The sequence below is a fragment of the Guyparkeria hydrothermalis genome, from assembly GCF_023555385.1.
GTDB classification, from domain to species: Bacteria; Pseudomonadota; Gammaproteobacteria; order Halothiobacillales; family Halothiobacillaceae; genus Guyparkeria; species Guyparkeria hydrothermalis_A.
In genome coordinates this window covers 1944087-1965035 of the sequence record NZ_JAJSED010000001.1, presented here as the reverse complement: position 1 = coordinate 1965035, position 20949 = coordinate 1944087, and the positions used below count along the sequence as shown (strand labels likewise).

At 66.8% G+C, this 20949-nt stretch carries 22 protein-coding genes and 1 tRNA gene; 13 read left to right on the top strand and 10 right to left on the bottom strand.

Translation table 11 applies throughout. From position 1 onward, the window contains the following. Positions 1-93: 93 nt before the first annotated feature. The 6 genes from aspS to LV476_RS09150 form a co-directional block, all read right to left on the bottom strand. On the bottom strand, positions 94-1878 hold the full coding sequence (gene aspS, locus LV476_RS09175) for an aspartate--tRNA ligase (protein ID WP_250076312.1): 1785 nt from the start codon (positions 1876-1878) through the stop codon (positions 94-96). Between the two features lie 84 nt (positions 1879-1962). Continuing rightward, on the bottom strand, positions 1963-2706 hold the full coding sequence (locus LV476_RS09170; RefSeq protein ID WP_250075429.1) for a DUF502 domain-containing protein: 744 nt from the start codon (positions 2704-2706) through the stop codon (positions 1963-1965). Then, a complete protein-coding gene (locus tag LV476_RS09165) occupies positions 2703-3179 on the bottom strand; it encodes a DUF3429 domain-containing protein (protein ID WP_250075426.1) in 477 nt (158 codons plus the stop codon). The genes LV476_RS09170 and LV476_RS09165 overlap by 4 nt, the downstream gene beginning before the upstream one ends. A 164-nt stretch (positions 3180-3343) precedes the next feature. Beyond that, complete coding sequence (locus LV476_RS09160; protein ID WP_250075424.1) at positions 3344-5353, bottom strand: methyl-accepting chemotaxis protein; 2010 nt, start codon at positions 5351-5353, stop codon at positions 3344-3346. Positions 5354-5496: 143 nt separating this feature from the next. Further along, the gene (locus tag LV476_RS09155; protein WP_250075422.1) at positions 5497-5679 is read right to left on the bottom strand and encodes a hypothetical protein; all 183 of its coding nucleotides are present in this window, start codon (positions 5677-5679) and stop codon (positions 5497-5499) included. Between the two features lie 108 nt (positions 5680-5787). Further along, positions 5788-6456, bottom strand: coding sequence for a Bax inhibitor-1/YccA family protein (locus LV476_RS09150; protein ID WP_250075421.1), 669 nt, complete (start codon positions 6454-6456; stop codon positions 5788-5790). A 110-nt stretch (positions 6457-6566) separates the two neighbouring features. Here LV476_RS09150 and LV476_RS09145 point away from each other — a divergent pair, with 110 nt between their 5' ends. Both LV476_RS09145 and cls read left to right on the top strand, forming a co-directional pair. Next, the gene (locus LV476_RS09145; protein WP_250075418.1) at positions 6567-7433 is read left to right on the top strand and encodes an SDR family NAD(P)-dependent oxidoreductase; all 867 of its coding nucleotides are present in this window, start codon (positions 6567-6569) and stop codon (positions 7431-7433) included. Beyond that, positions 7433-8863 carry a cardiolipin synthase gene (gene cls / locus LV476_RS09140; protein ID WP_250075417.1) on the top strand — a complete coding sequence of 477 codons (1431 nt, stop codon included), beginning with the start codon at positions 7433-7435 and terminating at the stop codon, positions 8861-8863. Before LV476_RS09145 ends, cls begins: the two co-directional genes overlap by 1 nt. 57 nt (positions 8864-8920) lie before the next feature. Here the strand turns inward: cls and LV476_RS09135 are convergent, their stop codons facing one another. The 4 genes from LV476_RS09135 to LV476_RS09120 all read right to left on the bottom strand — a co-directional run bounded on the left by LV476_RS09135 (position 8921) and on the right by LV476_RS09120 (position 11897). Then, on the bottom strand, positions 8921-9679 hold the full coding sequence (locus LV476_RS09135; protein ID WP_250075416.1) for a tetratricopeptide repeat protein: 759 nt from the start codon (positions 9677-9679) through the stop codon (positions 8921-8923). 156 nt (positions 9680-9835) lie between these two features. Beyond that, the gene (locus tag LV476_RS09130) at positions 9836-10582 is read right to left on the bottom strand and encodes a ZIP family metal transporter (RefSeq protein WP_250075415.1); all 747 of its coding nucleotides are present in this window, start codon (positions 10580-10582) and stop codon (positions 9836-9838) included. A 30-nt stretch (positions 10583-10612) separates the two neighbouring features. Next, a complete protein-coding gene (dinB, locus tag LV476_RS09125) occupies positions 10613-11719 on the bottom strand; it encodes a DNA polymerase IV (RefSeq protein WP_250075414.1) in 1107 nt (368 codons plus the stop codon). Positions 11720-11821: 102 nt separating this feature from the next. After that, positions 11822-11897 (bottom strand) — tRNA-Phe (locus tag LV476_RS09120). A 239-nt stretch (positions 11898-12136) separates the two neighbouring features. On the opposite strand from LV476_RS09120, the gene hisB reads away from it, so the two are divergent. The 11 genes from hisB (at position 12137) to LV476_RS09065 (ending at position 20930) form a co-directional block, all read left to right on the top strand. After that, positions 12137-12730, top strand: a complete 594-nt coding sequence (gene hisB / locus LV476_RS09115; RefSeq protein ID WP_250075413.1) for an imidazoleglycerol-phosphate dehydratase HisB — start codon at positions 12137-12139, stop codon at positions 12728-12730. Position 12731: 1 nt separating this feature from the next. After that, positions 12732-13364: an imidazole glycerol phosphate synthase subunit HisH gene (gene hisH / locus LV476_RS09110; RefSeq protein WP_250075412.1), complete on the top strand. Its 633-nt coding sequence runs from the start codon at positions 12732-12734 to the stop codon at positions 13362-13364. 43 nt (positions 13365-13407) lie between these two features. Next, the gene (gene hisA / locus LV476_RS09105; protein WP_250075411.1) at positions 13408-14163 is read left to right on the top strand and encodes a 1-(5-phosphoribosyl)-5-[(5-phosphoribosylamino)methylideneamino]imidazole-4-carboxamide isomerase; all 756 of its coding nucleotides are present in this window, start codon (positions 13408-13410) and stop codon (positions 14161-14163) included. 3 nt (positions 14164-14166) lie between these two features. After that, complete coding sequence (gene hisF / locus LV476_RS09100; protein ID WP_250075410.1) at positions 14167-14940, top strand: imidazole glycerol phosphate synthase subunit HisF; 774 nt, start codon at positions 14167-14169, stop codon at positions 14938-14940. A gap of 92 nt (positions 14941-15032) precedes the next feature. After that, a complete protein-coding gene (gene hisI, locus LV476_RS09095) occupies positions 15033-15458 on the top strand; it encodes a phosphoribosyl-AMP cyclohydrolase (protein ID WP_250075409.1) in 426 nt (141 codons plus the stop codon). Next, positions 15445-15801 (top strand): phosphoribosyl-ATP diphosphatase, encoded by a 357-nt coding sequence (locus LV476_RS09090; protein WP_250075408.1) that lies wholly within the window; start codon positions 15445-15447, stop codon positions 15799-15801. The genes hisI and LV476_RS09090 overlap by 14 nt, the downstream gene beginning before the upstream one ends. 26 nt (positions 15802-15827) lie before the next feature. Then, on the top strand, positions 15828-16118 hold the full coding sequence (gene tatA / locus LV476_RS09085) for a Sec-independent protein translocase subunit TatA (RefSeq protein WP_250075407.1): 291 nt from the start codon (positions 15828-15830) through the stop codon (positions 16116-16118). Positions 16119-16144: 26 nt separating this feature from the next. Beyond that, positions 16145-16738 carry a Sec-independent protein translocase protein TatB gene (tatB, locus tag LV476_RS09080; protein ID WP_250075406.1) on the top strand — a complete coding sequence of 198 codons (594 nt, stop codon included), beginning with the start codon at positions 16145-16147 and terminating at the stop codon, positions 16736-16738. Continuing rightward, positions 16707-17771, top strand: a complete 1065-nt coding sequence (gene tatC / locus LV476_RS09075; protein ID WP_250075405.1) for a twin-arginine translocase subunit TatC — start codon at positions 16707-16709, stop codon at positions 17769-17771. The genes tatB and tatC overlap by 32 nt, the downstream gene beginning before the upstream one ends. A gap of 170 nt (positions 17772-17941) precedes the next feature. Further along, a complete protein-coding gene (gene gpmI, locus LV476_RS09070; protein ID WP_250075403.1) occupies positions 17942-19477 on the top strand; it encodes a 2,3-bisphosphoglycerate-independent phosphoglycerate mutase in 1536 nt (511 codons plus the stop codon). Positions 19478-19673: 196 nt separating this feature from the next. Beyond that, positions 19674-20930 carry a porin gene (locus tag LV476_RS09065; protein ID WP_250075402.1) on the top strand — a complete coding sequence of 419 codons (1257 nt, stop codon included), beginning with the start codon at positions 19674-19676 and terminating at the stop codon, positions 20928-20930. The last annotated feature ends 19 nt before the right edge of the window (positions 20931-20949 follow it).

Genomic DNA, 20949 nt, shown 5'->3' with positions numbered 1-20949 from the left:
GGCGCGCCGGGCTGCCCCGGCGGCCAACGAACAGGGCACGTCTGCCATCCATGACTATAGACGGCAGCACCGATTGCAAGGACGGGGTGTCGCTCAGCCCTTGTCTTCCTTGGGCGGCAGGCGCACGCGGATCGACAGCTCGCGCAGCGCGGCCGGGTCGATCTCGCCCGGCGCGTCGGTGAGCATGCAGGACGCCGACTGGGTCTTCGGGAAGGCGATCACGTCGCGGATCGAGGTCGCGCCGCTCATCAGCATGGCGATGCGGTCGAGACCGAAGGCCACGCCGGCCATGGGCGGCGCGCCGAACTTGAGCGCGTCGAGCAGGAAGCCGAACTTCTCCTGCGCCTCCTCCTCGTCGATGCCGAGGTGCTTGAACACGCGCTGCTGCATCTCCGGGTCGTGGATACGCACGGAACCGCCGCCCAGCTCGTAGCCGTTCAGGACGAAGTCGTAGGCACGCGAACGGACGTTCTCCGGGTCGGAGTCGAGCTTGTCGACGTCGTCCGGATGCGGCGCAGTGAACGGGTGGTGCAGGGCGTAGAGGCGCTTGTCCTTCTCGTCGTATTCGAACATCGGGAAGTCGACCACCCACAGCGCCTTGAAGCCGTGCTCGACCATGTCGAGGTCGTGGCCAAGACGCACGCGCAGCGCGCCCAGCGCTTCGTTGACCACCTTGGTCTTGTCCGCGCCGAAGAAGATCAGGTCGCCGTCGGCCGCGCCGGTGCGCTCCATGATGCCGGCGATCGCCTCGTCGGTGAGGAACTTGAGGATCGGCGACTGCAGGCCCTCGCGACCGGCGGCCGCGTCGTTGACCTTGACGTAGGCCAGCCCCTTGGCGCCGAAGATCGAGACGTACTTGGTGTAATCGTCGATCTGGCTGCGCGGCATCTTGCCGCCCTGCGGCACGTGCAGCGCGGCGACGCGCCCGCGCGGGTCGTTGGCCGGGCCAGAGAAGACTTTGAAGTCGACGTCCTTGACCAGATCGGCGACGTCGACCAGCTCGAGCGGGATGCGCAGGTCCGGCTTGTCGGAGCCGAAGCGGCGCATGGCCTCGTGCCAGGTCAGGCGCGGCAGCGGGTCGTGCAGCGGCACCTCGACCGTCTCGATGAACAGATGGCGCATCATGTTCTCGATCAGCCCCATGGTCATTTCTTCGTCGGCGAAGCTCATCTCCATGTCGAGCTGGGTGAACTCCGGCTGACGGTCGGCGCGCAGGTCCTCGTCACGGAAGCACTTGACGATCTGGTAGTAGCGCTCCAGGCCCGAGACCATCAGCAGCTGCTTGAACAGCTGCGGCGACTGCGGCAGGGCGAAGAACTCGCCCGGATGGGTGCGCGAGGGCACCAGGTAATCGCGCGCGCCCTCCGGGGTGGCCTTGGTGAGCACCGGGGTCTCGACGTCGATGAAGCCGGCATCGTCGAGGAAGCGGCGCATGGCGCTGGTGACGCGGTGACGCAGGCGCAGACGCTCGAGCATCTCTGGGCGGCGCAGGTCGAGGTAGCGGTAGCGCAGGCGCACGTCCTCGGAGACCCGCTCGTCGTCGAGCTGGAAGGGCAGCGGCTCGGAGCGGTTGAGCACGTTCAGCGACAAACCGAGCACCTCGATCTGGCCGGAACGGATATTGGGGTTCTCGGTGCCCGCGGGGCGATTGCGCACCCGGCCGCGCACCTGGATGACAAATTCGTTGCGCAGCGTCTCGGCGACCGCGAACATCTCCGGGTCGTCCGGATCGAACACCACCTGCACCAGACCATCGCGGTCGCGCAGGTCGACGAAGATCACGCCGCCGTGGTCACGGCGTCGGTTGACCCAACCGACCAGCTCGATTTCCTGGTCGAGCAGCGCCTGGTCGACTTGTCCGCAGGTGTGTGTCCGCATCGGCATTGTCATCAAACCCGTCTTGGTGAAAAGCCCGCTATGGTAGCGCCAGCCGCGGGATTTTTCGAGCGCTGCCGGCGGGAGTCACGCCTCGTCGCGAGGTTCGGGGGACCGGTTCCCGCCCAGGTAGGGCTCGGGCGGCGGGGTATCAAGCAGCCGACCGTCGCCGTCTCGGCGGGGCGGCACCACCACGCCGAGCGAGACCACCATGCGGAAGCCCTCCTCGACGGTCATGTTGAGCTTGATCACCTCGGTGCGCGGCACCATGATCACGAAGCCCGACGTCGGGTTGGGCGCGGTGGGCACGAACAGTGTCACCAGGTGCTCGTCGGTACGGTCCTGCACCTCGCCGATCGGCTCGCCGGAGACGAAGGCGATCGACCACGCGTTGCGCCGCGGGTACTCCACCAGGACGACCTGGCGAAACGAGCGCGAGTCCTGCGAGACGAAGGTCTCGACCACCTGCTTGACCGCCGAATAGATACTGCGCACCAGCGGAATCCGGTTGAGCAGTCGCTCCCAGGCGTGGATCAGACTGCGGCCGAGGATGTTGGCCACCAGCGCCCCGGTCAGCAGCACGATCAGCACGGCGAAGAACGCCCCCATGCCGGGCAGTTCGAAGCCCAGCAGGGCCTCGGGCCGATAGGCCGGCGGCAGCAGCACGATGCTCTTGTCCATGAAGGAAATCAGGGCGTTGACCACCCAGAAGGTGACCGCCAGCGGCGCCCAGACCAGGATGCCGGCAATCAGCCAGCGGCGCAGGGTGAGGAAGCGACCGCCCTTCCCGGACTTGCCGTCCGCCTCGGAGGTCTCCGGCTGTTCGCTCATGCCCCACCCCCGGGGATCAGCGGTCGCAGCCAGGAGGCTATGGCCGCCAGCAGGGCCACCGCCGCCAGCAGCGTGAACCACTGGCGCAGCCGCTGATAGGACCAGCCCACCGGCAGGTTGTCGAGCCAGTGCCGGTCGATCTGCCAGGACACCACCAGCAGCAGGAACAGCAGCGACAGGGAGAGCACCGCCCAGGGCAGCATCGCCACGATCCAGGCGGCCAGCACCAGCAACGCCCCCCAGGCCAGGCGATGGCGCGCGTCACCGACCAGCAGGGCCCGCTCGGCCGGGGTGGTCGCCAGCACCACGCCCCAGTGGATCGCGCCGAGAAAGCCGAGCATCACCGCGGCATAGGCGGACAGGGCGTCCAGCGACGCACCGACCCACGCGGACGGGCCCAGCCAGGCCAGCAGGGCCAGCCCCCAGAACGGCAGCAGCAGTCCCAGCGCAAGCAGGTAGGCGGTAGCACGCATTCCGATCTCCTTGGCCATCGGGCCGTCTTCATGCCGGGCGGCATGCGGGATATGAGCAGCATTCTACGCCCAAGCCTAGACCGGAACGACCCTCGCCGATGACCACAAACGAAATCGCCCGGGAAGCCCGGGCGACGTGAACATCAACTGAGGCGCCGGACGCGTCAGCCGGTGTTGAACTTGCTCACCAGCCGCGAGAGCTCGTGGGCGTTGCGGGCCACCGAGTCGCCGGCCGACGCGGTTTCCTGGGCCGCATGGGCGTTGTCCGTGGTGGTCGCGCTCATGTGCTCGATGCTGGTCTTCATCTCGCCGGAGACGGCGGTCTGCTCCTCGGCTGCGGCGGCGATACGGGTGCTCATGTCCTCGAGACGCTCGAACGCGGAGGCGATCTCGTTGAGCATCCGGTCGGCGTCAGTCACCGCCTCGAGGCTCTTGTTGCTCACCTCGCGACCGGTGGTCATGGCCTCGACCGCCTCGGCGGCACCCTCGCGCAGGCGGGCGATGATGTCGGTGATCTCGCGGGTCGAGTCCTGCGTGCGGTTGGCAAGAGAGCGCACCTCTTCGGCGACCACGGCGAAGCCGCGACCCTGCTCGCCGGCACGGGCCGCCTCGATCGCCGCGTTCAGTGCCAGCAGGTTGGTCTGCTCGGCGATCGCACCGATCACGTCGAGCACCTTGCCGATCGACTGCGACTGCTCGGAGAGGTTGGAAACGATGCCCTCGGCGCGCGTCAGCACCTCGTCGAGCTCCTCGGCGTTGCGGGCACTGCCGTTCACTCGGCCCAGACCGTCGTGCAGCTGGCGATTCGCCTGCTGGACCGCGGAGCTCGCCTCCTCGGCCCCACGGGCCACCTCCTCGGCGGCCTCCAGGGTCTGACCCATACCGGTCACCAGCGAGTCGATCGCCGACTCCTCGCGCTCGGCGCCTTCCCGGCCCCGGCGCGAGGCGCGCTCGAGGCTCTCGGAGGCCTCGGTCATCGCCGCGGACGAGCGGGCGACCTCGCGCACCAGGTTCTGCGCGGTGTCGGCGAAGGTGTTGAACGCCGCACCCACCTGGGCGATTTCGTCGTTGCCGTCGGCCGGCAGACGCTGGGTCAGATCGCCGTCGCCCTCGGCGATGTCGTGCATGCGACCGGCGATCCGCTGCAGCGGACGCGAGATGGTCAGCACCGAGAGCCACGCCAGCAGACCGACTACCACAATCCCGGCGACCACCGCGCCGATCTGCCAGTTGCTGGTCGATTCCAGCGCAGCGAGCAAACTGTCCGATCGCTCGGCGATCTCGCGACGCTCGCGCTGCACGATCGACTCCACGTCCTGCTCGATCCGTTTGAAGATCGGGGTGAGCTCGGTGCGAACGAGATAGGCATCCATGCGCCACTTCTCCGAAGCGTGGATATCGAAGGCATGATCGGCGGCCGCAACGAACTTCGGCAGCTTCTCGTTGAGCTGTTCGACCGCGTCGAGCTGCTCGAAGGTCAGCAGGTAGTCGTAGTCCTGCGCGATCTTCTCGGCGCGCTCTATCGCCTGGGTGGCGTAGAGGTCGAAGTTCTTTCGCATGGCGGGCGCACGGAAAGAGATGAATCCGCGCAGGCTCGCCACCACGTTGCCCCAATCCGCCTGCAGACGCGCGAGGTCGATCACGAGCTGACGACGCGAATAGCGGCTGGCATCGGCGTTCTGCTCGGCGTTGAGCAGCTGACCCAACAACCCCGCGATTTCCCGCTGCAACGGGTTGGCGTTGACGTTGGCGTACTGCATGCCGGGATTGTTGGCCGCCTCGTCACCGGAGATCGCGATGATCTTCTCGGCCGTCGCCGCGAAGTCGTCGATGCGCTGACCGAGTTCGTTGCCGCTGTCACCCCGGTACTGGGCCAGCGTCTGGCGCGCGGCCTCGACCCTCTCCAGCGCATCACGGAAACGCGCCAGATCCTCGTCGCGTTGACTTTGCAGGTAGAAGCCCAGCGCCCCGACGGCGCGCTCGACCTGGATGCGGATCGTGTCGGCGGCAAAGGCGGCCGGCTGGCCGCGCTCGACCACCTCTTCCACCTGGCCGGCGACCTTGCTCATGTTGACCATGGTCAGCACGGCGATCCCCATCATCAGGGCCAGGATCAACCCGAACCCCACCATGTTCTTCTGCGACAAACTGAATCGGTTCAGCCAAGCAAGCATTGCGTTCTCCTGCCCCATGACGGCACTTACAGCGCGGACGGATACCCGCACACCCCTTGCGGATAAAACGGGTTATCGACACACGTCATGGAAACTTGACCCCACCGACTCCGATCGTCGGGTTGCCGGGCGGCGATCGGCAGCTACAGCGTGCTCATCAGGAACGCCACGAACCCGGCCACGGCCAGCAGCACCAACGCCACGCCGAGCCATTCCTCGCGCGAGCCCTTGCGGCTGGCCGCCATCATCGGCTTGATGCGGGGGATCAGGAACAGCAGCACGGCGCCGAGCAACACCGCCATGCCGATTTTCATCCACAGGTCCATCGGCGGCCCTCCGGTCGGAAAGCCCGGGTGGCAAGCACCCGAGCAAAAATAACGAGGCAAAAAAAGGCCCCTTGTCGCCAAGGGGCCGTCGTTCGCTCGTGACGTCTGTCAGTCGTTCTGGCTCATCCCCAGCAGGCTGAGCAGGTGGACGAACAGGTTGAAGATGTTCAGGTACAGGCTGACGGTCAGCAGCAGGTAGTTGTCCTCGCCGCCGTTCACCATGCGGCCGGTGTCGTAGAGGATAAAGCCGCTCATCAGCAGCACGACCGCCGCGGAGATCGCCATCGACAGCGCCGGGATCTCGAGGAACAGGTTACCGAGCATGGCGGCGAGCACGACCACCAGACCGACGACCAGGAAACCGCCCATGAACGAGAAGTCACGCCGCGAGACCAGCGCGTAGCCGGACAGGCCGAGGAAGATCGCGCCGGTACCGCCCAGCGCTGTCATCACGATCTGCCCGCCGTTCGGCAGGGCGAGATACTGGCTCAGCATCGGGCCGAGGCCGAAGCCCAACAGGCCGGTGATGCCGAAGACCACCGCGAGCCCCGCGCCGGTGTGGGCAGTGCGCGGCAGCACGAACCAGATCAGCACCAGTGCCGCCCCGAGGCTGACCAGCGATGTCCAGCCGGGCACGCCGGCAAGCAGGGAAACGGTCGCCATTACTGCCGAGAACAGCAGCGTCAGCGACAGCATCATGTAGGTGTTGCGGATGACCTTGTGGGTCTCGAGCCGATCGACCCCCGTCTGGACGGCCGTCTGATTCTCGAATGCCATGCAACCTCACCTCGTCTCTGGTATTCATGTGATTCGGATTGAGTCCGGAGTATAAGTGCTGTGAACTCAGGCGCAATCATGCCGGTCACTCACGCAAAAGGAGATTCCCCTTGTCGCGACCCCGCCTAGCCTCCGTCCCACGCCGCGTGCTGATCACCGGCTGCTCGTCCGGTATCGGCCGATGCGCCGCCGAACAGCTTGCCGAACGCGGACATCACGTGGTCGCGAGCATGCGTGGGGCCGACGACCTCGCCGCCTGGCCCCATGAGCACATCCCGGCCGTCCGCCTGGATCTCGATGACCCGGCCTCGATCCGCGAGGGGCTGGCGGCAGCCGAGCAGTTGGCCGGTGGTCCGTTCGAGGTGCTCTTCAATAACGGCGCCTACGGCCAACCGGGCGCGGTGGAAGACCTCGGTCGCGACACCCTGCGCGCCCAACTCGAAACCAACCTGCTGGGCACGGTGGAGCTGACCAACCTCGTCATCCCGGCGATGCGCGAGGCCGGCTTCGGCCGGATCGTGCAGAACAGCTCGGTGCTTGGCGTCAGTGCCCTGGCCTTCCGCGGCGCCTACGTCGCCTCCAAGTTCGCCCTGGAAGGCATCAGCGACACGATGCGTCTGGAACTGGCCGGCAGCGGCATCGAGGTCTCGCTGATCGAGCCCGGCCCGATCAGCTCGCGCTTTCGCGCCAACGCCCAGCGGGCCTTCGAGGCCAATATCGACTGGCCGCACTCGGTGCACCGGGAGGCCTACGAACGCCAGCTCGAACGGCTGCGCAAACCGGGCCCGGCCGCCCCGTTCACGCTGCCGCCCGAGGCCGTGGTGCGCCGGCTGATCCACGCCATCGAGGCCCGGCGGCCGAAGGCCCGCTACCCGGTAACCGTGCCGACCTACCTGTTCGGCGTGCTCAAGCGACTGCTGACCACGCGCGCCATGGACCGGGTGCTGGCGCGCGCGTCCGGGGGCGGCAAGCGCTGATGTCCCCGCTCGACTCACCGGCCGCCCAGCTCTACTTCCTGATCGAATGGACGATCCGGCTGGCCGCCCTGTTCATCGTGCCGCTGCGCCGGCCGCCGACGGCCGCCACGGCCTGGCTGCTCCTGCTGTTCTTCCTGCCGATCGTCGGCCTGGTGATGTACCTACTGGTCGGCCGTCCACGCATCTCGCACGAGCGCAGCGAGAAGATCGCCCGGCTGGCCGAGACCCTGCGCCCGATCACCGAGCGCCTGGCACGCGCCGAACCGCAGGGCAGCGGCAACCTGCCGGCCCGCTTCGCTGCCGTCGACCAGATGGTGCGTCGCTGGCGGCAGTTCCCGCTGTTCGACGGCAACCGCATCGGCCTGATCGACTCGATGGAGACCTTCGCCGCCGAGCTGGTACAGGAAATCGACGCCGCCCGCCTTCACGTCCACCTGACCTTCTACATCGCGGCGATCGACCCAGCGACGCGCTCCGTGTTCGACGCCCTCGAACGCGCCGCCGCGCGAGGCGTGACCGTGCGGCTAATCGTCGACGATTTCGGCTCCAAGGAAGGGATGCGCCACCTCAAGGCACTGGCGCGCATGGGTATCGAGATCGGTCAGGCCTTCCCGCGCAGCAAGCTGCCGCGCAAGTCGGCCCGTTTCGATCTGCGCAACCACCGCAAGCTGGTGGTCATCGACGGACGACTGGGGTACGCGGGCTCGATGAACCTGGTCGATCCGGAATTCAAACCGGGGCGCATCTACGAGGACCTGATGATGCGGATCGAAGGGCCGGTGGTACTGGAGCTGCAGGCGGTCTTCGCCGGCGACTGGCATCTGGAGACCGGCATCCTGCTCGACACCGAGACCCATTTTCCGGACCCGGAGACGGCCGGTCACGAATCGTGCATCGGGCTGCCCAGCGGGCCCGAGTATCCGGAACCGCTGCTGCAGCAGCTCCTGCTGGGACTGATTCATGCCGCGACCGAGCGGCTCGAGATCGTGACGCCGTATTTCGTCCCGGACGAGTCGACGCTCGATGCGCTGAAGACCGCGGCCCGGCGCGGCGTGCATTGCGAGCTGATCCTGCCGGCCGAACTCGACCACCCGCTGGTGCAGCTGGCGCAGGAGTCGTATTTCGACGAGTTGCTCGAATCGGGCGTGCGCATCCGCCGGCATCCGTCGAAGCTGCTGCACAGCAAGATCACGCTCTGCGACGGGCGCCTGTCACTGGTCGGCAGCGCCAATCTCGACGTGCGCTCGTCGCTGATCAATGCCGAATTCGGCCTGCTCTGCTATTCGAGCGAGACCGCCGCTCGCTTTGCCGACCAGATCGAGGTCTACCGGCGCGTCTGCCAGCCGCTGGCTGCGGAACACTGGGCGCTGCGCGGACGTGGGCGCATCCTGCTGCAGAACATCGCCCGGCTCACCTCGCCGCTGCTCTGATCGACCAAAAAAAACGGCGCCCGCAGGCGCCGTTCGACTTTCGGCAAGGGGCCTCGCTCAGCGCCGTGCCGACCGCTCGTCGAGCGCGACCTGCATGCTGTCCTGTTCGCGCAGCTTCTTGGACAGATCACGCGCTGCGGCCAGCTCCTCCTTGTCCATCTCGCCGGCAAACGACTCCATCAGCTCGGTAGCCGCGCGATGGCCGTTCTCCACCATCGGGCTCAACAGGCCATATGCCGCGATGTAGTCCGGCTCGTCCATGCCCAGCCCGTGGGCATACATCATGGCCAGGTTGTAGCGAGCGACCATGTGCCCCTGGGAGGCGGCCTCGCCGTACCAGTGCAGTGCCTTGTCGTAATCGGCCTCGATGCCGTCACCGCCCAGGTAGAGGGCCGCGAGGTTGCTCTGGGCACGCGCGTAGCCCTTCTCCGCTGCACGCTCGAACCAGCGCGCCGCCTCGGCCACATCACGATCGGTGCCCTGACCCTCGAAGTAGAGAGTGCCGACCGCCAGCTCGCTGGGGGCGAACCCCGCTTCGGCCGCGGCACGGTACCAGCGCAGGCCCTTCTCGTAGTCCTGCTCGACCTTCTTGCCGGTGCAGTACATGTGACCGAGCACGTATTGGGCGAAGATCTCGCCGTCCTCGGCCTTGGGCAGCCAGTGCTCGACGCCGCCCTTTTCGTAAAGGTCCTGCGTGACGGCAGCCGGCACATCCGCGGCCATGCCGGCCAGCGGCACGGTCAGGCCGCCGGCCACCAGGGAAAATGTCACGGCACGCGCCAGACGGCGCATGCCAAAGGTTTGCTTGGATGCCATGGTCCCTGTCCTCGTTCTACTCCGATTCGGAGGATAAGCATGCCCCCGAACCGGGGCAAATTCAATCGTTAAGCCACATGCCTTGTGACTGATTTCTCAGGGAAAATATCCTAGGAAAGAAATATTCGATCATCAGCATGAAACCATATGCACGGCCTAGCGGGCGATGAGTAGCTGAAAGGCCAGCATGACCATGAAGGCCAGCACCACGGACGCCCCTACCGCCCGGGACGAGAGGTGCCTCAGGGCATCCGGCAGCATTTCGGCCAGCACCATCCAGATCATCGCCCCGGCCGCCAGCCCCAGCCCGATCGGCAGGAACGGCTCGAACGTCGTGACGAACAGGTAGGCCGGGATCGCCATGAGCGGCTGGGGCAGGCTGGAAAACACGGCCCACCAGGCGGCCTGCCAGACCGGCACCCCCCGGGGCACCAGCACCAGCGCGATCGCCAGCCCCTCGGGGATGTTGTGCACCGCGATCGCGACAGTGATGAACGTGCCGAGCTCCTGGCCGCCGCCGAACGCCACCCCGACGCCGACGCCCTCGGCGAACGAGTGGGCGGTCATCACCCCGACGATCAGCAACGCCTTGCGGGCATCCGCGCCCTTGAGGTCACCGACACCGGGAGCGTCTGCCCGGTCGATCCAGCGATCCGCCAGCACCACCAACCCCAGGCCGGAGGCCATGCCGACAAGCACCAACCACGCCCCCTCGGGCGCTCCCTCGACCACAAGGCTGTGACTCGCAGCGAGCATCAACCCGGCGGCCACGGCCGCCCCCAGACTCGTCCACCAGACACTGAACTGCCGGACGATGGCGAGAGGAATCGCCCCCAGCCCGGTCGCCAACGCAGTGACGAGGGCCGCCAGAAAGACGGTCAGCAGGCTGGTTTCAAGCAACATCGGGCGCTCCCGGGCAGGCGGACAGGGGAATCATGAATCGGACGATAGCCGGTCGCCGGGCGAATCGCCCGCCCATCCCAGGTCAAGCTCGCCCAGCGTAACCGGGCCGCGGGCCTCCAGCGACGAGCAGGTCACGCCCAGCAATCTCACCGGTCGTCGCCCGACCTCGGTGGCATCCAGCAGGGGGCGCAGGGCCTCGACCAGCTCGGTCGCCGCGGAGAGGGGGCGGCCGAAGGTCTGGCGGCGCGTAATTTGGACGAAATCGGCGTACTTCACCTTGAGGGTAACCGTGCGGGCGGTCAGTTCCCGGCCGGCGAGGTCGGCCGCCACCCGTTCGGCCAGCGGCACCACAGCGGCATCGACGGCCACGCGATCACCCAGGTCGCTGGCAAAGGTGGTCTCGTGGCCGAGCGACTTGCGGATCCGCTGACTGACCACTGGCCGCTCGTCGATGCCGCGCGCGATCGAGTAGTAGTGACGACCGGCCTTGCCGAACCAATCGACCAATTCGTGCAACGCATGGCGGCGCAGATCGCGTCCGGTCTCGATACCGTGATGCCGCATGCGTCGCTCGGTGGCCGGCCCGACACCGTGGAAATCACCGACTGGCAACTGGTCGACGAAAGCCTCGGCCGCGGCCGGGTCGATCACGTACAGCCCGTCGGGCTTGTCGAAATCGGAGGCCAGCTTAGCGAGGAACTTGTTGTAGGAAACCCCGGCCGATGCGACCAGACCGGTCGCATCGAGAATCGCCGCCTTGATCTCGCGCGCCATCAGGGTCGCCGAACCACGACAGGCAGGCGTCTCGGTCACGTCGAGGTAGGCCTCGTCGAGCGACAGCGGTTCGATACGATCGGTGTAGCGACGGAAGATGCCGTGGATCTGGCGAGACACGGCCCGGTAGACGTCGAAGCGCGGCCGCAGAAACACCGCCTCGGGGCAGGCGCGGGCGGCACGCGCGGCAGGCATCGCCGAGCGGATGCCGAAGCGGCGGGCCTCGTAGCTCGCCGCGGCGACCACGCCCCGGCCAGCCGGATCGCCGCCGACCACCACCGGCCGGCCGCGCAGCTCGGGCCGGTCTCGCTGCTCGACCGACGCGTAGAACGCATCCATGTCGACGTGGATGATCTTGCGCATGCAAAGCCTTCGTCGTGCCGGACGGGCAGCATAACGCGAACACGCGAGTGCCCCGGAACGAGAAAGACCCCGGATCCGTCGGGACCCGGGGTCTTCATGTCATGGTGGCCAGAGAGGGAATCGAACCCCCGACACGGGGATTTTCAATCCCCTGCTCTACCAACTGAGCTATCTGGCCAAATCGGTTCTTCGTTGCCGGCAACTGAGGGATGACGGGCAGGCCCGCCGGGCAACGAGGTTGCGCATTTAACGGCAAAATCGCCGCGCGGTCAACCCCGTCACGGGCGGACTCGAGAGAGCCGGCAGACGACGTTTTCCGCCGAAAGGCTGACGTGCCGCGGCGGGCATTGTATGCTCCCGGTTCGGGAACCGATTTCCGAGACCCCATAGCCAATCCGCCCGAGACGCGAACCGACCATGGCCGCACGTACTGCGCAGATCCGACGCGAAACCAACGAGACCCGCATCTCGCTCGAGATCAACCTCGACGGCGAGGGCAAGGCCCGGCTCCAGACCGGCGTGCCTTTCTTCGAGCACATGCTCGACCAGATCGCCCGGCACGGGCTGATCGACATCACGCTGACCTGCGACGGCGACACCGAGATCGACGACCACCACACCGTCGAGGACTGCGGCATCGTGCTCGGCCAGGCGGTGACGAAGGCCGTCGGCGACAAGCGCGGCATCTACCGTTACGGGCACGCCTACGTGCCGCTGGACGAGGCGTTGTCGCGCGTGGTGATCGATCTGTCCGGCCGTCCCGGGCTGGAATTCCACTGCGACTTCACCCGCTCGCTGATCGGCCGCTTCGAGACCGAGCTGGTCGAGGAGTTCTTCCGCGGCTTCGTCAACCACGCCAACGCCACGCTGCACGTCGATAACATCCGTGGGCGCAATGCGCATCACCAGGCCGAGACCATGTTCAAGGCCTTCGGTCGGGCGCTGCGCATGGCACTGAGCGCCGACGAGCGCCAGGCGGACGTGATCCCCTCGACCAAGGGCTCGCTCTGATATGCAAATCGCGGTCGTCGACTACGGCATGGGCAACCTGCGCTCGGTGGTCAAGGCCATCGAGCACGTAGCCCCGGATGGTGCCCACGTGGTGCTGACCGATGCCCCGGAGGTAATCCTGGAGTCCGAGCGTGTGGTCTTCCCCGGCCAGGGCGCGGCCGCCCAGTGCATGACCGCGCTGCGCGAGCGCAACCTGCCCGAGGCCCTGCGCGAGGCGGCGCGGACCCGCCCGTTTCTCGGCATCTGCATGGGCATGCAGGTGCTGCTCGACCGCTCCGAGGAGAACGACGGCGTGGACCTGCTCGGCTGGTTTCCCGGCCAGGTACGCCGCTTCCGCCCGGAGAACGAAGCGCTCAAGGTGCCGCAGATGGGCTGGAACCAGCTGCACCAGACGCAGGAGCACCCGCTGCTCGACGGCATCCGTCAGGACGCGCGCTTCTACTTCGTCCACAGCTACTACTGCGATCTGTCCGATCCGGCGCAGCAGGTGGCAACGGCGGAGTACGACCTGACCTACTGCGCCGCACTGGCCGATGACTACGTCTTCGCCATCCAGGCGCACCCGGAGAAGAGCGCCGACGACGGCCTCAAGCTTCTGGCCAATTTCACCCGCTGGTCCGGACCGTGGTCCTGACCGCATCGCACAACGACAGACGCGTATCGAGGACGCCCCAACCATGCTCCTGATCCCCGCCATCGATCTGAAGGAAGGCAAATGCGTGCGCCTGCGCCAGGGCCGCATGGAGGATGACACCGTCTTTTCCGACGACCCGGTCGCCGTGGCCGGACGCTGGGTGGAGGCCGGCGCGCGACGCCTGCACCTGGTCGATCTCGACGGTGCCTTCGCCGGCAGCCCCAAGAACCGCGAGGTCATCAAGGCCATCTGCGAGGCCTACCCGGACCTGCCGATCCAGGTCGGCGGCGGCATCCGCGACGAGGCGACCATCGAGCAGTACCTCGAGCTGGGCGTCGAGTTCGTGATCATCGGCACCAAGGCCGTCTCCGAGCCGCATTTCGTCGAGGACGTCTGCCTCGCCTTCCCGGGCCACATCATCGTCGGCCTGGACGCGCGTGACGACAAGGTCGCCATCGACGGCTGGTCGAAGCTCTCCCACCACGACGTCTACGACATGGCGCAGCGCTTCGAGCAGGACGGCGTGGCCGCGATCGTGTTCACCGACATCTCCCGCGACGGCATGATGCAGGGTGCGAACATCGAGGCAACTCGCAAGCTCGCCACCTCGGTGCGCGTTCCGGTGATCGCCTCCGGCGGCGTGACCGACATGAACGACATCGACCGCCTGATCGAGGCGGCCGACGATGGCGTCTCCGGCGCGATCATCGGCCGGGCGCTATACGAGGGCACCATCGACCTGCAGGAAGCGCAGAAGCGCATTGACGACCGCGCGGGCATCCCGCCGTTCTCCGAGTAGGCCATGGGGCTTGCCAAGCGCATCATCCCCTGCCTGGACGTGGCCGAGGGCCGCGTGGTCAAGGGCGTGCAGTTCGAGGGCCTGCGTGACGCCGGCGACCCGGTCGAGGCGGCGCGCCGCTACAACCAGGCGGGTGCCGACGAGCTGACCTTCCTCGACATCTCCGCCTCCCACGAGGGGCGCGAGACCATGCAGCACGTGGTCGAGGCGGTCGCCGCCGAGGTGTTCATCCCGCTGACCGTCGGCGGCGGCATCCGCACGCTCGACGACGTCCGCCGGCTGCTGCATGCCGGTGCCGACAAGGTCTCGATCAACACCGCCGCCGTCCACCATCCCGAACGCATCAAGGAGATGAGCGACGCGGTCGGCTCGCAGTGCATCGTGGTCGCCATCGACGCCCGGCGCGTCTCGGGCGAGGACGAGCCGCCGCGCTGGGAAATCTTCACCCACGGCGGGCGCAATCCGACCGGTCTCGACGCGATCAAGTGGGCCAAGTACATGGCCGACCTGGGTGCCGGCGAACTGCTGGTGACCAGCATGGATCGCGACGGCATGCAGCAGGGCTTCGACCTCGAACTGACCCGCACCATCAGCGATAACGTGCCGATCCCGGTGATCGCCTCCGGCGGCGTGGGCAACCTCCAGCACCTGGTCGACGGCATCACCGAAGGCCACGCCGACGCGGTGCTGGCCGCGAGCATCTTCCACTTCGGCACCTACAGCATCGATGAGGCCAAGGCGGTCATGGCCGAGGCCGGCATCGAGGTCCGGGACTGACCGGGCCGGCCTTCCCCGGGCCGCTGACGGTTTTCCCGGCATCCCTGATATACTCCGGCGCCGCCCGCCCACCGCTACACGACGACACGCAAGTGACCGATTCCCAGGCAAATTCCCCGGCCACCGCCAACGCCGACTGGATCGAGGCGATCGCCTTCGATGCCGACGGACTGGTGCCGGCAATCGCGCAGGACGCGGAGAGCGGCCGGGTGATGATGTTCGCCTGGATGAACCGCGAGGCGGTGGCGAAGACCGTCGAGCTGGGCGAGGCGGTGTACTTCTCCCGCTCGCGCGGCAAGCTCTGGCACAAGGGCGAGCAGAGCGGCCATACTCAGAAGGTGCGGGAGATCCGGCTTGACTGCGACGGCGACGTCCTGCTGTTGTCGATCGAACAGGCCGGCGGCATCGCCTGTCACACGGGACGGGAGTCCTGCTTCTACCGTCGCCTCAAGGACGGCCGCTGGCAGGTGGCCGACGAGGTGAAGAAATCTCCGGGAGCGATCTATGGCAACGGCTGATTCCCCGTCCTCTTCCGCCTCGTCGAGCGAGGTGCTCGAACGGCTGGCCGCCCTGCTCGAGGAGCGTAAGGGCGCCGATGCCGGCAGCTCCTACGTCGCCAGCCTGTACAAGAAGGGCCGGGCCAAGATCGCCCAGAAGGTGGGCGAGGAGGGGGTCGAGGTCGCGCTTGCCGCGGTGGGCGACGACCCCGACGAACTGATCAACGAGATGGCCGACCTGTGGTTCCACAGCCTGGTACTGCTGGCCGATGCCAACCAAACCCCGGCGGACGTGCTCGCGGAGCTCGACCGCCGTTTCGGACTGTCGGGCCTTGAAGAAAAGGCGCGGCGCACACAAGATTGACTGGACACCTGTAGGAGATCGCGATCATGGGTACTTTTAGCATCTGGCACTGGCTGATCATTCTCGCCATCGTGCTGCTTCTGTTCGGCACCAAGCGCCTCAAGAACCTCGGCACCGACCTCGGTAGCGCCATCAAGGGCTTCAAGTCGGCCGTGAAGGAAGAGTCCGAGAAGGACGAGGAAGAGCAGAAGCGCGCCGAGAACCTCGAGCACAAGGAAGGCGAGCAACCGAACGCCAACCGCGTGATCGAGAGCGAGACCATCGAGGCCGGCAAGGAAAAGACCGCCGAGAAGTCCTCCGAGAACAAGAACAGCTGATCCGCGCCGCGCGTCGGGACTAACACGTGTTCGGTTTCAGCTTCTGGGAATTCTCCTTGCTCATGGTCGTGGCGCTCGTGGTTATCGGACCCGAGCGCCTGCCGGGCGTGGCGCGCAAGGCGGGCGAGTGGACCTACAAGGTCCGCAAGTTCGTCAACAACGCCAAGGCGGAGATGGACAGCGAGTTCAACATGCAGGACATGAAGCAGCTGCTGAACTCGCAGGAATCCGAAATCTCCAAGCTGCGCGCCATGGTCGAGGAGACCCGCGACGACCTCTCCGGCACCGGCGAGACGGTCAAGGGCGCCCTCTCGGACGCCGAACGCACCATGCGCGACTCGGCGGCCGGCGAGCAGGCGCGCCAGAAGGACACGGAATCGCCGACCGAGGATGACGCCGACGCCCCGAGCCGGCTCAAGGCGGTCGACGAAGGCGCCGAGACCGCGGCGGATCGCGATCCCTTCGAAGACGAGCTGAGCCGACTCGAGTCCGAGACGGGCGAGAACTTCCACCGCCCGTTCGCCGCGCCGGAACCCGACACCCCGGCCGAATCGGCCACGATCCAGGAATCGACCACGAAAGGCCAAGATGAACCAAAGGAACGCGGACGCGACAACTGACGAGCCGTCCGGCCTGGCCGGTTTCGTCTCGCACCTGGTCGAACTGCGCAACCGGCTGATCAAGTCGGTTGCCGTGGTGTTCGTCCTGTTCCTGGCGCTGTTCCCGTTCCGCAACGAGCTGTTCCGCTTCCTGTCCGAGCCGCTGTCGCGCTTCCTCCCGGAAGACACCAGCATGATCGCGGTCCAGGTGGCCTCGACCTTCTTCATCCCGCTCAAGCTGGCCGGCTTCACCGCGCTGTTCCTGGCGATTCCCTTTCTGCTCTACCAGTTGTGGGCATTCATCGCCCCGGGGCTCTACCAGCACGAGCGCAAGATGGTCGTGCCGCTGGTGTTCTCCAGCACGATCCTGTTCTACATCGGTGCGGCCTTCGCCTACTTCGCAGTGTTCCCGGTGGTGTTCGGCTTCCTCTCCGGCGCCGGGCCGACCGAGGTCAACTTCGCGCCGGACATCAACGAGTACCTGAGCTTCACCATCACGATGTTCTTTGCCTTCGGCTTCGTCTTCGAAGTGCCGGTGGCAACGGTGCTGCTCATCCTGATCGGCGTGGTCACGCCCGAGCAACTGGCCGAGAAGCGCCGCTACGCGATCCTGGTGGCCTTCATCCTCGGGGCGATCTTTACCCCGCCGGACATCCTGTCGCAGTTCATGATGGCGATCCCGGTCTGGTTCCTCTATGAATTGGGGATCGTGATCGGCCGCATTCTGCTCAAGCGCCAGGGCGGCCCGGTACTGCCGAGCGACGACGAGCCGGATCCAGATGGCTCCGGTCCGGGCGGCGGCACCCCGTCGGGCGGTAGCGGCGGCGAAGGCGCTGCTCCCGCGCCTCGCCAGTACGAGACCGAAAAGGACGAGGATTTCGACTTCGACCGCGCCTTCGACGAGATCGAGCGCGAACAGCAGTCACTGGACGAGACCAGCCCCCGGGACGACGCCGGGGAACGGCCCGCGCCCGACGAGGCGGCGGACGACGACCGGCAGGGCAATCCGCCGGAAGACGACGAGGCCGATCGGGAGCGCCCGGGACGCCAGTGATCCCGGCCCGATAGCCTCGCCACGCCGCAGCGCCCGAATGCGGGCCGCTGGGCAAGGAACCCCAGAATGAATCGGATGGCACGCTGCCCGCCGCGTGCCGGCACGAAGCCACGCGCCACCCGATTCGTTCAGGCGTTCGTTAACGCGCTTAACCTGAAGGAATACGACACATGTCCAACATCGCCCCGCGACGCCCCGTCCTGCTCGTCATCATGGACGGCGTTGGCGTCAACCCGAGCCGCAAGAACAACGCCGTCAGCCTGGCCGAGACGCCGCGCCTCGACGAGCTGTTCGCCCACCACCCGCACACCGTGATCGAGGCTTCGGGCCGGGCCTGCGGCCTGCCCGACGGCCAGATGGGCAACTCCGAGGTCGGTCACCTGACGCTCGGCAGCGGCGCGATCAACCGCCAGGATCTGGTGCGGATCGACGATGCGATCAAGGACGGCAGCTTCTACGACAACGCCGCCCTGGGCCAGGCCATGCAGAAGGCAGCCGACCAGGACCGCCCGATCCACCTGATCGGCCTGGTCTCCGACGGCGGCGTACACAGCCACGTCCGCCACCTGCTTGCGCTGATCAAGATGGCGAAGAAGGTCGGCGCCCGGCCGTTGCTGCACATGATCACCGACGGCCGCGACACCGCGCCGAAGTCGGCACAGACCTACCTCGACCAGATCGAGCCCAAGCTCGCGGATGCCAACGGCGCGATCGCGACGATCAGCGGCCGTTACTACGCCATGGATCGCGACCAGCGCTGGGAGCGTACCGAAGAGGCCTTCAATGCCATCGTCCGGGGAGACGGGCCGCGCTACGCGGATGCCCGCGAGGCGCTGGCCACCTCCTACGAGGCCGACCAGACCGACGAGTTCATCCGCCCGGCGGTACTCGACGGCTTCGAGGCACTCGCGCCCACCGACGCGATGATCTTCTTCAACTTCCGCAACGATCGGCCGCGCCAGCTGACCGAAGCACTCGGCCAGGCGGAATTCTCCGGCTTCGATCGCGGCGACTATCAGCCGATCATCGTCACCTGCCTGACCGAATACGACCCGCGTTTCCTTTCGCCGATCGGCTTCCCGCCGGAACGGCCGAAGAACGTGCTCGCCGAGGCGATCAGCCAGGCAGGCATCAAGCAGTTCCACTGCGCGGAGACCGAGAAATACGCCCACGTGACGTTCTTCTTCAACGGCGGCAAGGAAGAAACCTTCGCCGGTGAGGACCGCGTCATGGTGCCCTCGCCGAAGGTATCGACCTACGATCTGCAGCCGGAGATGAGCGCCCGCGAGGTGGCCGACGCCGCGATCGACGCGGTCTCGGCGCAGCAGTACGGCTTCGTGCTGGTGAACTTCGCCAACGGCGACATGGTGGGCCACACCGCCGTGCGTGACTCGGTGATCAAGGCCATGGAAACGGTCGACCTCGAGGTCGGCCGCCTGGTGGATGCCGCCAGCGAACAGGGCTACTCGATCATCCTCACCGCCGACCACGGCAACTGCGACGAGATGGTCGATCCGGTCACCGGCGACCCGCACACCCAACACACGGTGTACCCGGTGCCCTGCATCGTCATCGACCAGACGCCGGTACGGCTGCGCACCGGTGGCGGCATTGCCAATATCGCCGCCACCGTGCTCGAGTTGATGGGCCTGCCGCTGCCGAAGAAGATGAAACGCTCGCTGTTGCTGGAAAAGCCCAGCAGCTGAGCCGCACCCCAGCCGACAGGCACAGTAAGGCCGCGCTGACCGGACACCGGTCGCGCGGCCTTACTGCGTCCGGGGCAAGCAGATCAGCACAAGCGGATGGGCTACGGCGTAACCGAAGGGACGACACGAATAACGTTATGTTATAACCTTTCGCTCATTCCGCTCTAAATAACCTGGCCCGACGGATCTCCTCATCATGCCCTCTTTTGCTTACCCGGGCGTATCGACACGCTCACGCCCCCTGCTTCTCGCCACCCTGTCCCTACTGGCCCCCGGCACCGCACTCGCCTTCGAACCGGAACTTGCCGTGACCGTGGATGCGAGCTATTACGACGACACGCAGGACGGACACGGTGACCAAGCACTCAACGAGATCGCAGGCGCACTCGCCGTGCACGAACACGAAGAGGGGACACACGGTCTCGAACAGGGCGTCAATCTCCGCCCGACCGAAATCACGGTTGGCGGCACACTGGATCACGACACCGAAATCCGCCTGACCGCCACCGTTTCGGACACGGGAGCCGTGGACGTCGAGGAGGCCTTCGTCGCCACCGAACTGCCCCGGGGCGTGAAACTGACCGCCGGCCGGTTCTACTCGGGCATCGGCTACCAGAACGCACGCCACCCGCATGCCTGGGACTTTGTCGACCAGAATCTCGCCTATCGCGCCCTGCTGGGCGAACACGGCCTCTCCGATATCGGCCTGCAGGCCGTCTTCACGCCGATCGGCCGCCCCGACATCCATGTCGGCGTGGAGGCATTCCGCGGTGACGAGAACGAACGCCTTGGGACCAGTGTCTCGCACGCCGACCACTTGCCGGACCGCGCGGAGGCACCTCGGCTCTGGACGGCATTCGTGAAGGCCACACCCAGCATCGGCGACGAGCATCGGTTCCGATTCGGTGCCTCGACCGCGCTGTTCCGCAGCCACCAGGAGCACCACGAGGAAGGGGAGCCCGACGAACATGCGCTTGACGGCGACGCACGGCTGTACGGGCTGGAGGCCGTGTACCACCACGAGGCCGGCGGTCAGCAGGGACGAGGAGACTGGCGCCTGGCGGCCGAATACCTGCGGGCGGAAAAGTATTTGACGATCACTCACCACAACAGCGAGCCGGTCGCGGTCGGCAATAGCCGCACGTTCGTCGAGGATGGCTTCTATCTGCAGGCCATCTACGGCATTGCCCCGAATTGGGAGCTCGGCCTGCGCTTCGACGCGGCCGGGCTGACCAACGAGCTGCCAGACGCGCGCACTGGTCTCCTCACCGATCCCGGGGAAAGCCGACGCTGGACGGCCGCGGCCACCTGGCACCTGAGCGAGACCAGTCGACTTCGGGGCCAGGTCGCACGCGTGAGTGCCGCACTGGAGGATGGCCGTGAGCGGTACACGCAGTTCTATCTTCAGTACCAGTGGCGGCTGGCGCTTGGCGGGCATCGCCACGCGCACTGACGTGCCGGGAACCGGCGGC

Excerpts from the sequence above, each read along its gene's own strand:
- aspS (WP_250076312.1), bottom strand. The coding sequence starts at position 1,878 with ATGCGGACACACACCTGCGGACAAGTCGACCAGGCGCTGCTCGACCAG.
- LV476_RS09170 (WP_250075429.1), bottom strand. The coding sequence starts at position 2,706 with ATGAGCGAACAGCCGGAGACCTCCGAGGCGGACGGCAAGTCCGGGAAG.
- LV476_RS09165 (WP_250075426.1), bottom strand. The coding sequence starts at position 3,179 with ATGCGTGCTACCGCCTACCTGCTTGCGCTGGGACTGCTGCTGCCGTTC.
- LV476_RS09160 (WP_250075424.1), bottom strand. The coding sequence starts at position 5,353 with ATGCTTGCTTGGCTGAACCGATTCAGTTTGTCGCAGAAGAACATGGTG.
- LV476_RS09155 (WP_250075422.1), bottom strand. The coding sequence starts at position 5,679 with ATGGACCTGTGGATGAAAATCGGCATGGCGGTGTTGCTCGGCGCCGTG.
- LV476_RS09150 (WP_250075421.1), bottom strand. The coding sequence starts at position 6,456 with ATGGCATTCGAGAATCAGACGGCCGTCCAGACGGGGGTCGATCGGCTC.
- cls (WP_250075417.1), top strand. The coding sequence starts at position 7,433 with ATGTCCCCGCTCGACTCACCGGCCGCCCAGCTCTACTTCCTGATCGAA.
- LV476_RS09135 (WP_250075416.1), bottom strand. The coding sequence starts at position 9,679 with ATGGCATCCAAGCAAACCTTTGGCATGCGCCGTCTGGCGCGTGCCGTG.
- LV476_RS09130 (WP_250075415.1), bottom strand. The coding sequence starts at position 10,582 with ATGTTGCTTGAAACCAGCCTGCTGACCGTCTTTCTGGCGGCCCTCGTC.
- dinB (WP_250075414.1), bottom strand. The coding sequence starts at position 11,719 with ATGCGCAAGATCATCCACGTCGACATGGATGCGTTCTACGCGTCGGTC.
- hisB (WP_250075413.1), top strand. The coding sequence starts at position 12,137 with ATGGCCGCACGTACTGCGCAGATCCGACGCGAAACCAACGAGACCCGC.
- hisH (WP_250075412.1), top strand. The coding sequence starts at position 12,732 with ATGCAAATCGCGGTCGTCGACTACGGCATGGGCAACCTGCGCTCGGTG.
- hisA (WP_250075411.1), top strand. The coding sequence starts at position 13,408 with ATGCTCCTGATCCCCGCCATCGATCTGAAGGAAGGCAAATGCGTGCGC.
- hisF (WP_250075410.1), top strand. The coding sequence starts at position 14,167 with ATGGGGCTTGCCAAGCGCATCATCCCCTGCCTGGACGTGGCCGAGGGC.
- LV476_RS09090 (WP_250075408.1), top strand. The coding sequence starts at position 15,445 with ATGGCAACGGCTGATTCCCCGTCCTCTTCCGCCTCGTCGAGCGAGGTG.
- tatA (WP_250075407.1), top strand. The coding sequence starts at position 15,828 with ATGGGTACTTTTAGCATCTGGCACTGGCTGATCATTCTCGCCATCGTG.
- tatC (WP_250075405.1), top strand. The coding sequence starts at position 16,707 with ATGAACCAAAGGAACGCGGACGCGACAACTGACGAGCCGTCCGGCCTG.
- gpmI (WP_250075403.1), top strand. The coding sequence starts at position 17,942 with ATGTCCAACATCGCCCCGCGACGCCCCGTCCTGCTCGTCATCATGGAC.
- LV476_RS09065 (WP_250075402.1), top strand. The coding sequence starts at position 19,674 with ATGCCCTCTTTTGCTTACCCGGGCGTATCGACACGCTCACGCCCCCTG.